General features: G+C 71.0%; 10 protein-coding genes. 7 read left to right on the plus strand and 3 right to left on the minus strand.

Translation table 11 applies throughout. The features are described 5' to 3' along the window. Positions 1 to 150: 150 nt before the first annotated feature. Positions 151 to 1,776: a M4 family metallopeptidase gene (locus tag PV342_RS27685; protein ID WP_500319044.1), complete on the minus strand. Its 1,626-nt coding sequence runs from the start codon at positions 1,774 to 1,776 to the stop codon at positions 151 to 153. Positions 1,777 to 2,193: 417 nt separating this feature from the next. On the opposite strand from PV342_RS27685, the gene PV342_RS27690 reads away from it, so the two are divergent. The 3 genes from PV342_RS27690 to icmA all read left to right on the plus strand — a co-directional run bounded on the left by PV342_RS27690 (position 2,194) and on the right by icmA (position 4,948). Continuing rightward, the gene (locus PV342_RS27690; RefSeq protein WP_018563489.1) at positions 2,194 to 2,700 is read left to right on the plus strand and encodes a MarR family winged helix-turn-helix transcriptional regulator; all 507 of its coding nucleotides are present in this window, start codon (positions 2,194 to 2,196) and stop codon (positions 2,698 to 2,700) included. 59 nt (positions 2,701 to 2,759) lie between these two features. Further along, complete coding sequence (locus PV342_RS27695; RefSeq protein ID WP_018563488.1) at positions 2,760 to 3,095, plus strand: DUF3817 domain-containing protein; 336 nt, start codon at positions 2,760 to 2,762, stop codon at positions 3,093 to 3,095. 152 nt (positions 3,096 to 3,247) lie between these two features. Continuing rightward, entirely contained in the window at positions 3,248 to 4,948 is a 1,701-nt protein-coding gene (gene icmA, locus PV342_RS27700; protein ID WP_391578724.1) for a coenzyme B12-dependent isobutyryl-CoA mutase large subunit, read from the plus strand. Between the two features lie 101 nt (positions 4,949 to 5,049). Here the strand turns inward: icmA and PV342_RS27705 are convergent, their stop codons facing one another. Further along, positions 5,050 to 6,189 (minus strand): DUF3103 family protein, encoded by a 1,140-nt coding sequence (locus tag PV342_RS27705; RefSeq protein WP_500319046.1) that lies wholly within the window; start codon positions 6,187 to 6,189, stop codon positions 5,050 to 5,052. 202 nt (positions 6,190 to 6,391) lie between these two features. After that, positions 6,392 to 7,009 (minus strand): TetR/AcrR family transcriptional regulator, encoded by a 618-nt coding sequence (locus tag PV342_RS27710; RefSeq protein WP_400802208.1) that lies wholly within the window; start codon positions 7,007 to 7,009, stop codon positions 6,392 to 6,394. Between the two features lie 192 nt (positions 7,010 to 7,201). On the opposite strand from PV342_RS27710, the gene PV342_RS27715 reads away from it, so the two are divergent. The 4 genes from PV342_RS27715 (at position 7,202) to PV342_RS27730 (ending at position 11,375) form a co-directional block, all read left to right on the plus strand. Further along, positions 7,202 to 8,161 (plus strand): tetratricopeptide repeat protein, encoded by a 960-nt coding sequence (locus PV342_RS27715; RefSeq protein ID WP_078620223.1) that lies wholly within the window; start codon positions 7,202 to 7,204, stop codon positions 8,159 to 8,161. A 619-nt stretch (positions 8,162 to 8,780) separates the two neighbouring features. After that, positions 8,781 to 9,404, plus strand: a complete 624-nt coding sequence (locus PV342_RS27720; protein WP_329185662.1) for a DUF6230 family protein — start codon at positions 8,781 to 8,783, stop codon at positions 9,402 to 9,404. Between the two features lie 92 nt (positions 9,405 to 9,496). After that, complete coding sequence (locus PV342_RS27725) at positions 9,497 to 10,108, plus strand: DUF6114 domain-containing protein (RefSeq protein ID WP_400802210.1); 612 nt, start codon at positions 9,497 to 9,499, stop codon at positions 10,106 to 10,108. Continuing rightward, on the plus strand, positions 10,098 to 11,375 hold the full coding sequence (locus tag PV342_RS27730) for a hydrogenase expression protein HypF (protein ID WP_400802213.1): 1,278 nt from the start codon (positions 10,098 to 10,100) through the stop codon (positions 11,373 to 11,375). Before PV342_RS27725 ends, PV342_RS27730 begins: the two co-directional genes overlap by 11 nt. The last annotated feature ends 33 nt before the right edge of the window (positions 11,376 to 11,408 follow it).

Genomic DNA, 11,408 nt, shown 5'->3' on the forward strand with positions numbered 1-11,408 from the left:
TGCTGGCGGTGCTGGCGCGGGTGCGCAGGACCGCCGCCGGCGGTGTCTGAGCGGGCCGGACGGAGAACGTGCCCGTGGTGCCGCGGACCGTATGGGGCGGTCCGCGGCACCACGAGTGATGGGGCGCCGGTCGGGTCAACCGGTCCTGGGTCAGCTGACGTTGACCCCGGTCCATGCGGCGGCGACCGCGTTGTACTCGGCGGAGCCGGTTCCGTACAGGTCCTTGGCCGCGCTCAGGGTCGCGGTGCGGGCCTTGGCGTAGTTGGTGGACGAGGTGAAGTACACCGTCAGCGCGCGGTACCAGACGGCGGCGGCCTTGGCGCGGCCGATGCCGGTGACGGTGGAGCCGTTCTTCGTCGGGCTGTTGTAGGCGACACCATTGACGGTCTTGGCGCCGCTGCCCTCGGAGAGCAGGTAGAAGAAGTGGTTGGCCACGCCCGACGAGTAGTGGACGTCGAGGTTCTTCACCGAGGACGACCAGTAGTCGGCGGAGGCGCCGTCCTTGGACGGCTTGTCCATGTACCGCAGCGGGCTGCCGTCGCCGTTGATGTCGATCTTCTCGCCGATGAGGTAGTCGGGCGTGTCCGAGGGCAGGTTCTCGTAGAACTCCACCATGGTGCCGAAGATGTCGGAGGTGGCCTCGTTGAGGCCGCCGGACTCCCCGGAGTAGGTCAGGCCGGCCGTGGCGCTGGTGACGCCGTGGGATATCTCGTGGCCCGCGACGTCGAGGGCGGTCAGCGGGTGGGTGTTGCCCGAGCCGTCGCCGTAGGTCATGCAGAAGCAGCTGTCGTCCCAGAAGGCGTTGACGTAGTTGCTGCCGTAGTGGGCGCGCGACAGGGAGCCCTTGCCGTCGTTGCGGATGCCGGAGCGGCTGAAGGTGTTCTTGTAGAAGTCCCACGTCGCCGCCGCGCCGAACTGCGCGTCCACGGCGGCGGACTGGCGGTTGGAGGGGGAGCCGTTGCCCCAGACGTCGTCGGTGTCGGAGAAGGTGGTCCCGGTGCCGCTGGTGCGGTTGTTCAGGTCCGTGGTGTAGATGCCGCCGCGGCTCGCGTCCTTGAGCGTGAAGGTGCTGCCGGACTTCGTGGTGGTGAGCTGGACCGAGCCCACGTGGACGCCGGTCCCGCTGCCGGTCTGGATGCCTTCGTAGGCCTGGATCACGGCGCCGGTGGCGGCGTCGGTGACGACGTTGAGCGCGCTGGGGGTGCCGTCGGCCTGGGTGCCGTGGACCACGGTCCGGTACGCCAGGCGGGGCGTGCCGCTGACGGCCCAGACGACCTTCTCGGGGGCGGCGGCCGCCCCGACCGCCTTCAGCGGCTCCTCGCCCTTGACGAGCGGGGTCTTGAGCAGGCCCTTGACGGTCGCCGCGGCCTTCTCCCGGGCGGCGGCGGCCGTGACGGAGGGCGTGAGCGTGGCGGGCGCGATTCTCGCGGTGGCCGCGCGCGAGACGGACCGGGTGGCGCCGCTCCTGTCCTGGTGCACCACCAGGTCGCCGCCGAGCACCTCCAGGCCGGCGTAGGTGCGGTCGTAGCGCAGGTGACGGGTGCCGTCGGGGTCGACGACGGCGTCCCTGACGGTCAGTTGCTCGCGGTCGCCCAGGCCGAGGCTCCCGGCGAGGCCGGCGGCCTCGCCGCGGGCGTCGGACAAGGCCTGTGCGTGGGAGGCGGCGATGCCCTGGGCGGTGGGGGCGCTCTGGGCGTTCGCCGCGAGGGACTGGAGACCGCCGGCCAGGAGCGCCGAGGCGGCGGCGAGCGTGCCGAATGCCAGCTTCTTGCGCAATGTGACTCCTTGGCTCCCGTCGCGTGGGGGCGACGGGCGAGGACCCCGGGCGTGTGGGTGACCGGGGCCGTGTGGGGGGTGCGCGGTGTTCCGTGCGGCAAGGAGCCTCGCACCGAACGGAGGGTAAATGACAGGTGCATTTCATCCTTTGGCCGGTTCGCGCGACGGCGGCCCCGGCCCATGCGGCCATCTCCCGGCCCAAAGGGTGACAACTCCGTCCCACGCGTAGGGGAAACCCTCCCCGGGGAGGGCGGCTTTCCGGTCACGATCCGCGTCCTGGATGGCTGAAACATCGCGGTAATACGTGTGACGGGAAACCGCCGTACGATCACGCGCACCATGGCGCCGGTGGACGACGCCGTCCCGCCCCGCGAGACGCTGCTGCCCAGCATGTGACCGACGGGTAGGCTCGGGCCTGTGCCCAAGCCGCTGAGCCTGCCCTTCGACCCCATCGCCCGTGCCGACGAGATCTGGACCCGGCGCTGGGGGCGTGTGCCCTCGATGGTCGCGATCACGTCGATCATGCGCGCCCAGCAGATCCTGCTCTCCCAGGTCGACTCCGTCGTCAAGCCGTACGGGCTGACCTTCGCCCGCTACGAGGCGCTGGTGCTGCTGGCCTTCAGCAAGGAGGGCGAGCTGCCGATGTCCAAGATCGGCGAGCGCCTCATGGTGCACCCCACCTCGGTCACCAACACCGTCGACCGCCTGGTCGCCGCCGGCTTCGTCGCGAAGCGGCCCAATCCGAACGACGGCCGCGGCACGCTCGCCTCCATCACCGCCAAGGGCCGCGAGGTGTGCGAGGCGGCCACCGAGGACCTCATGGGGATGAAGTTCGGGCTCGGCGCGTACGACGACGAGGAGTGCGCGGAGATCTTCGACCTGCTGCGACCGCTGCGCATAGCCGCTGGGGACTTCGAGGAGTGAGACCCGCCACGGCCGGGGCCGTGGCGGGTGCCGGAATCGCAGCGGTTACGCTCGTTCGCATGAAGCAGAGTGTTCTGACCCGGTACCGCACGCTCGCCTACGTGACGGGCGTGCTGCTGGTGCTGCTGACCATCGGCGTGATCGCCAAGTACGTGCTGGAGATCGACGGCGCCGCGGGCTTCACCAAGGTCGTCAGCATCGCCCACGGCTGGCTGTACGTCCTCTACCTGGTCTTCGCCTTCGACCTCGGCTCCAAGGCGAAGTGGCCGATCGGCAAGCTGGCCTGGGTGCTGCTGGCCGGCACGATCCCCACCGCCGCGTTCTTCGTCGAGCGCAAGGTGAGCCGCGAGGTCACCCCGCTGGTGGTGCCCGCGGGTGAACCCGTCAAGGTCTGACACTCGCCTGACCTGCGGTTTCCTCCCCTCCCTCGGTGGGCGGGAGGATTCGCCGTCGACAAATACTAGGACGTCCTAGTATTTTCGCCTTGTAGGGGCCATCCTCGTGCTACGGGGACGCGCCCGGTAGGCGAGAGAGGCGGAGACACGGCATGGACGCTGCAGCCATCGAGGAGGGGCGCAGCCGCTGGCAGGCGCGCTACGACGCCGCGCGCAAGCGTGAGGCCGACTTCAGCACGCTCTCCGGCGATCCGGTCGAGCCCGTGTACGGCCCGCCCGCGGGGGAGGGCGTACCCGGCTTCGAGCGGATCGGCTGGCCCGGCGAGTACCCCTTCACGCGCGGACTGCACCCGACCGGTTACCGGGGCCGTACGTGGACGATCCGCCAGTTCGCGGGCTTCGGCAACGCCGAGCAGACCAACGAGCGCTACAAGATGATCCTGGAGGCGGGCGGCGGCGGCCTGTCCGTCGCCTTTGACATGCCCACCCTCATGGGCCGCGACTCCGACGACCCCCGCTCGCTGGGTGAGGTCGGCCACTGCGGTGTCGCCATCGACTCCGCCGCCGACATGGAGGTCCTGTTCAAGGACATCCCGCTCGGCGACGTCACCACCTCCATGACGATCTCCGGCCCCGCGGTGCCGGTCTTCTGCATGTACCTGGTGGCCGCCGAGCGCCAGGGCGTCGACCCCGCCGTGCTCAACGGCACCCTGCAGACCGACATCTTCAAGGAGTACATCGCGCAGAAGGAGTGGCTGTTCGCCCCCGAGCCGCACCTGCGCCTGATCGGCGACCTGATGGAGCACTGCGCGGCGGGCATCCCCGCGTACAAGCCGCTGTCGGTCTCCGGCTACCACATCCGCGAGGCCGGCTCCACGGCCGCGCAGGAACTCGCCTACACACTCGCCGACGGCTTCGGCTACGTGGAGCTGGGCCTGTCCCGCGGGCTGGACGTCGACACCTTCGCGCCGGGCCTGTCCTTCTTCTTCGACGCGCACCTGGACTTCTTCGAGGAGATCGCCAAGTTCCGCGCCGCGCGCCGGATCTGGGCCCGCTGGATGCGCGACGTGTACGGCGCCAGGACCGACAAGGCGCAGTGGCTGCGCTTCCACACCCAGACCGCGGGCGTCTCGCTGACCGCCCAGCAGCCGTACAACAACGTCGTCCGCACCGCCGTGGAGGCCCTGGCCGCGGTCCTCGGCGGCACCAACTCGCTGCACACCAACGCGCTGGACGAGACGCTGGCGCTGCCCAGCGCCCAGGCGGCGGAGATCGCGCTGCGCACGCAGCAGGTGCTGATGGAGGAGACCGGCGTCGCCAATGTGGCCGACCCGCTGGGCGGCTCCTGGTACGTCGAGGCGCTGACCGACCGCATCGAGGCGGACGCGGAGAAGATCTTCGACAAGATCAAGGAACTCGGCGCCCGCGCGGTGCCGGACGGCCGGCACCCGGTCGGCCCCATCACCTCGGGCATCCTGCGCGGCATCGAGGACGGCTACTTCACCGGCCAGATCGCCGAGGCCGCCTTCGAGTACCAGCGCGCCCTGGAGAAGGGCGACAAGAGGGTCGTCGGCGTCAACTGCCACACCGGCTCCGTGACGGGCGACCTGGAGATCCTGCGGGTCAGCCACGAGGTCGAGCGCGAGCAGGTCCGCGTGCTCGCCGACCGCAAGGGCGAGCGCGACGACGCCGCCGTCCGCAAGGCACTGGACGCGATGCTGGCCGCCGCCCGGGACGGCGGCAACATGATCGGACCGATGCTGGACGCGGTGCGGGCCGAGGCCACGCTCGGCGAGATCTGCGGCGCCCTGCGTGACGAGTGGGGCAGCTACACCGAGCCCGCCCGCTTCTGACGGACGACGCGGGGCCCGTCGGGAACAGCGCGTGTTCCCGACGGGCCCCGCCATCCGTCGTGTCCGCCGCCCCCGGAGCCCGGGGGCGGCGGGCACACGGCTCAGAACTGCTCGACGAAGTACGGCTGCAGGGTCATCCAGCCGTTGCCGCGGGCGCCGTTGCGGGTGCCGTTGTCGCTGCGGGCCAGCGTGTACCAGGAGTCGACGTAGTCCGGGTCGTCGGTCCACCAGTCGTCCGGGACGGCGTCCAGGACCGCGTTCACCAGCGGGATGTAGGCGCCCTGGTCGGCGATGGTCAGCAGCACCCCCGCGATGGCCTTCGCCAGGTCGCGGTAGTTGGTGCTGCCGTCGTCCTCCATCATCACGGCGTCGGCGAGGTTGTACTTGTACAGCGACCAGTTGACCAGGATCTGGTTCGGGCTGTACGTCGTCCCGTCGTTGTCCAGGTACGGCATGTCGACGGGGTCGACCCGTACGACCCCGTCGAGGCCGAAGCCCGTGACGAGGGTGTAGATCTCGGCGTCGCCCTTGACCCACGGCTCTTCGTCGTCGGAGAGCCGGACCTGGGTGATGCGCGTGGTCCAGAAGCCGGCCGCGGCCGTCGAGGCCGACGTCGAGGACGGCGCCGCGGAGCGCCGCTCGGAGGACGTCAGGCCCTGGCGGTCCAGTTCGCCCCGCAGGACGTCCAGGCCCGCGGCCAGCGCCTTGGAGCCGTCGATGTCGACGACGTACACCGGGTGGGTGGGGGCGGTACGGGCGTCGAGGCGGTGGGCCCGGCCCCGGCTGTCGTAGGCGGTGACGGTGCGGACGTCCTCGTCGGAACTGGCCGCGGCCACCCAGGGGGTGACACCGGAGGCCAGCGCCGCGCGCATCGAGTCGTCCCCGAGCCGCAGCCGCAGCAGGGAACCGACGTCCGCGCCGAGGCCCTTGGCGGCGGCGATCCGCCGGTCGGCGTCGGCGAGCGCGGGCCGCAACTGCTTGCCTGCGAGTTCGGTGACGGCCACCTCGTCCGAGGACAGCGCCGCGTGGCGGACGCGGGCGCTCCACGAGGCGTCGGAGAGGGAACCGGCGATGGCGCGCGCCGCCTGGTCCTCCGCCACGGTGACGGCGGACGACGGGGCGTGGGCACGCGGGGCGGCGGTCACGGGGAGCGCGGTGGCGCTCTGTGCGGCCGTCAGGGCGATCAGCGAGGCGGCGACGGTGGCGACGACGCCGCGCCGACCGGGGTGAGGGTGTCTCACGTGGATCGATCCTCCTGGGGGCGAGCGATCAATGGGCGCGCTGACAGGGTGGAACGAGGGAACGCCGAGCAACGGCCATGCCTGGCCGCCGGGTTGTCTATGCGAGTAGATGACCCGCCGGTAAGCATGACGATGACATGCCATACGGGCAAGGGGTGTCGAGGTTTCCTCGAAGGAACGGGGGCCGAACTCCCGGCGACGGCTAGATCGCCGAGGCCGCCGCGAGGCCGCCCAGCAGGACGGTGGTGAAGCGGGCCGCCCAGTCGGCGTCCACCGGTTCGCAGCTGACGAGCGCGCGGTGCACCACGGCCCCCGCGATGACGTCGAAGATCAGGTCGACCTGCGCTGTGGGGTCGCCGTCGTCCGGCGCAATCTCCCCGCGTGCCTGGGCCCGCCGGCGGCCCTCGACGACCAGGCGCTTCTGCCGGTCGACGATCGCCGCCCGGATCCGCCGCCGCAGCCCGTCGTCGTGGGTGGCCTCGGCGACCACGGCCATGAGCGCGGTCCTGGTGGCGGGCTGCTCCAGCAGGGCCGCGAACTGCAGGACCACGCCCTCCACGTCGGCCCGCAGGCTGCCGCGGTCGGGCAGTTCGAGCTCGTCGAAGAGGACGGCGACCGCGTCCACGACGAGTTCGCTCTTGTTCGCCCAGCGCCGGTAGAGGGTGGTCTTGGCGACCCTCGCGCGGGCCGCGACGTCGCCCATGGTGAGCTTGCCCCAGCCGAGCTCGACCAGGGCCTGCCGTGCGGCGTCCAGGATCGCCCGGTGGGCCTCCGCGCTGCGGGGACGTCCGGTCCTTCTGCCTGTTTCACGCGCGCACATGGCTGGGAACCCTATCCCCGTTGCGCGGCGCGCGACCCTGCAGTTACGCTACGGGTCGTATCGAAAGGGTGGCGGCCACCGCGCGCGAGTCGGGGACTTCGCGTCGGGCGGCGCGTCATCGCCGCGTGCCGCAGGTGGCGCTTTCGGGGGGCGATTCCCCGGGAACCGCGACGAGGGGGGAGGATTGGTCTCATGCAGCCACGGAACATGTCCATGAGCGGCGTGGTCGACCTCGCCGCTGTGAAGGCGGCCGGAGAGGCCAAGGCGAAGGCCGAACAGGCCCGCGCGGAAGCCGCCCGCAACGGGGGAGCGCCCGCCGCCCCCGCCCTGGTGACCGAGGTCACCGAGGCCACCTTCGAGAGCGATGTCCTGCAGCGCTCCACCGAGGTCCCGGTCGTCGTCCACTTCTGGACCGACCGCGCGGACGCGAGTGTGCAGTTGCAGGAGACGCTGGAGCGGCTCGCCGCCACCTACGCGGGCCGGATCGTCGTCGCCAGGATCGACGTCTACGCGAACCAGCTGCTGGTGCAGCAGTTCGGCGTGCAGGGCATTCCCGCGGTGTTCGCGGTGCTGGCCGGCCAGGCCATGCCGCTCTTCCAGGGCGCCGCTCCCGAGGACCAGATCCGCGAGGTGCTGGACCAGCTGGTCGCCGTGGCCGAGCAGCGGTTCGGGATCACGGGCGTGCCGGCCGAGGAGGGCGCCGAGGTGCCGGTGGCCGAGGAGCGGCCGCCCACCGCGCAGGAGATCGCGCTGTCGGCGGCGCACGACGCGCTGGACCAGGGCGACCTCGGTGGCGCGATCCAGGCGTACCGCAACGTGCTCTCGGACGACCCGTCCAACGCCGAGGCGAAGCTGGGCCTGGCACAGGCCGAGTTGCTGCGGCGGGTGGAGGGAGCCGACGCGCAGGCCGCCCGCAAGGCCGCGGCCGACGCGCCGGCGGACGTGGCGGCGCAGATCGCCGTGGCCGATCTGGACCTGGTCGGCGGCCATGTCGAGGACGCCTTCGGCCGGCTGGTGGACACCGTGCGGCGCACCGTCGGCGAGGACCGCGAGACCGTGCGGCTGCGGCTGCTGGAGCTGTTCGAGGTGATCGGCGCCGACGACCCCCGGGTGACGGCCGCCCGCGCGGCCCTCGCGCGAGTGCTGTTCTGACCTGATCACGTAAGGTGGCCGTGCCTCGAAAGCCATTTCGAGCCCGGCGCAGGACCGGCCGCGCTTTACCAAATCTTGATGAAGCGCGGCCGCTGTTACTTCCGGTAAGAGAGTGACAGGACTCTGTCCGCATCTGTTACCCGGTGGGTGATTTTCACACCCTCATCGCAACTACGTACGGTAACCGTTGTGGTCTAGACCATAACTTCTGGGTTATCGCACCGTTACCCGCTAGTAACGACGCCCCTTGTGCAGCGGCGCCGAATGGACCACGATCGGCCAAGCCCGGTCCGTCGCCGAGAAGTCGGCATCCAGCCGTCCGATTCGTGCGCGGGTCCCCACCGGGCCGGGACGCCGAAGCTGTGCCAGCAGCGGACGCGGACCGCGGGCAGGGGGGTCTCCGCCGTCCGGCGGGGCCTGTCCAGCAGGTTGCGCGAGAGCGTGGCCGTGTGGTTGTCGCTCGGGGGTGATCGCCGATTTTCGGACAGTGTCGTCCGCTCTTACCCGCGTGACGGCCGTCGATGCGGCGCTCTCCTTCCCGAGGACGTAGCACTTCTCCCATCCCGCCGCAATCCCCACGATTCCGGCCGGAGATGTACGTCCGAGAAGGAGGAAAGTCATGGAGTCGCTCATCCGCGGCGGTACCAGATGGAAGCGGTTCGCCGTTGTCATGGTCCCGAGTGTCGCCGCCACCGCGGCGATAGGCGTGGCCCTGGGGCAGGGCGCGCTCGCCGCTTCGTTCAGCGTGTCGGGCCAGCAGTTCAAGGTCTCCGCCCAGGACCTGCAGGGTGAGGGCTTCGTCCAGTACGGAGCCCTCGACATCCAGCACGGCGGCAAGCCGGTCCCGGTCGCGGTGTCCGCGTTCGACTCGGCGACGATCACCGGACTGTGCCAGTCCGTGGTCGTGCCGACGCCGATCGGCGACGTCACGCTGAAGCTGGGCGCCGGCAACGGCGGCAAGAAGGTCGAGGCGAAGAACCTCTACATCGACCTCGACCAGCTCGACGCCGATGCGGAGTTCACCGACATCAACATCGGTGTCGCCGCCGGTGACACCCAGCAGGGCCCCGGCATCAAGGCCGGTGACAAGACCGACCCCGGTTCCTTCGCCCAGGAGGCCCGGAAGGCTCACCTCACCGGTGTGCAGCAGACCGCGTGGGCGACCAGCGCGGGCACCTTCAAGCTCAGCGGCCTGAGCATGTCGGTGAAGATGGGATCCGGCCAGAAGCTCGAGTGCTTCTAGCCTGACCAGAGGGGGTGGGGGGCACGGGATGCCCCTCACCTTCCTCACCCCCGACTCTTTCTAGAAACGCCAGTCCCAGGGAGCTGTTTTCCATGAGCGCCGAGACACACGGACTGAGGGGCCGGTTCGGCTATTGGCGGTTCCGCTTCCGCGTATGGCGCGGGCAGCGGCCGTTCTGGGCGGGCCTGCTGACGCTGCTGGCCGGTCTGCCCATCGCGTACTTCCCGTACGCCCATCTCTCACTCGGCGCGCTGAGCCTGACCATGGCCACCACGGCCGGGTCCGGTTCACTGATCATCGGCGTGCTGCTGGTCGTACTCGGCCTCACCATGTGGTTCCAGTCGGCGGTGCGGGTCTTCTCGGGCGTCGCGTCGATCCTGCTGGCGCTGGTGTCGCTGGTGGTCTCCAACTTCGGCGGCTTCGTGGTGGGCTTCCTGCTGGGCCTGATCGGCGGCGCCCTCGCCGTCTCCTGGGCCCCGGGCGTACCGCCCGCCGACGGCGGCGCGGACCCGGCGGAACTGCCCGGCAGCGGCAAGGGCGACGACGGTGACGCCGGCTATGTGCCGCCGCCCGGCTCCCCCTACGCGGCGGCCTACGGCGAGTACCAGGCCGACCCGGCCGGCGACCAGGCGGCGACCGCCCCGCAGCACCCGGTGGACGGCGCCGAGACCGTAGACGCGAACGGGAGGCACAGTGCGGGGTGATGAGGTCCAGCCCGCTTCCGGGGTCGCCGCCGGCAGCGGCACCCGTGAGAGAACGGGGCCGCGGCACGCGGCACCGAGGAAGTCGCTGCTGACCAAGCTGCAGATGCCCGCGGGCAAGGCGATAGCCCTGGCCGCGATGCCGACGGCGGTCCTGATGGGCATGGGACTGACCCCGAGGCTGGCCTCCGCCGACGAACTGCCGAAGAACCCGTTCTCGGGCACCAAGTGCGTCGAGCAGCCCGACGAACCGTCGGAGTCCGCGAGGCCGGGCGTCACCCCGTCGAGCGGGGCCACCAAGTCCCCGACCGCGACCCCCACCCCGTCCGTGAGCGCCTCGTCGGACGACCCCTCGTCGGGATCCCCTGGTTCCGGTGACGGGGGCGGCAAGGGCGACGAGAGCGGCGGCGGTTCCTCCGGTGGCGCGGGGACGACGGCGCCCGAGCCGTCCGCCTCGCCGTCGGCGACCAAGCAGAGCAACCCGCTGGACCCGCTGGGCGTCGGTGACGCCCTGGGCGACCTGCTGGGCCTCGACAAGAAGAGCGAGGAGTCCGCCACCGCGACCCCCTCGCCGAGCACGACGCCCGCCCCGGGCGCGACCTCGGCCGCTCCCAGGCCGGGCGCCTCGACGGGCACGGTGAAGAAGGCCGAGGACACCACCGACACGCTGAAGAAGTCGGTGTCCGAGGCGGTCGAGAAGCTCTCGGAGACGACGGGGAAGGTCACGCAGACCCCGAACCCCTCGCAGAGCTCGCCGGCCGTGTCGGAGGACGGCAAGACCCCGTTCCCGTGCCCGACCCACGACGCGCAGGCCCTGGCGGACGCCGCCTACCAGGAGACGCAGTCGCTGCTGCCGGACGACCCCTGGGTCCTGCGCAGCAGCCTGCTGACCCTGACCGGGCTCGACTACAAGGGCATCGTCGAGGTCAAGACCTGGAGCGGAAAGGTCAAGAAGGTCCTGAAGTTCACCGCCACCGGCGTGGACATCAAGGACCTGCGGCAGGAGGTCGTGGGGCCGAACGGCACCGTCGGGCACGTGGACGCCCGCAAGGGCAGCACCTCGACGATCCGCAACGGCACGGTGACGATGTACACCGAGTCGCTGAAGGGCAACCTCTTCGGGCTCATCCCCATCGAGTTCACCCCGGACACCCCGCCTCCGATCAACGTGCCGGCCGCCTTCTTCACCAACGTGACGGTCGAGCAGGCCGGTCAGTTCGGCGGCACGCTGAAGGTCCCCGGCATGCACGTGTACAACACCGCGGACTGAGCGAAGCCGGCCCGCCCGCACAGGACCCCTCCG

It is taken from the genome of Streptomyces sp. PA03-3a (genome assembly GCF_033792735.1).
In the GTDB taxonomy this organism is placed as follows: Bacteria; Actinomycetota; Actinomycetes; order Streptomycetales; family Streptomycetaceae; genus Actinacidiphila.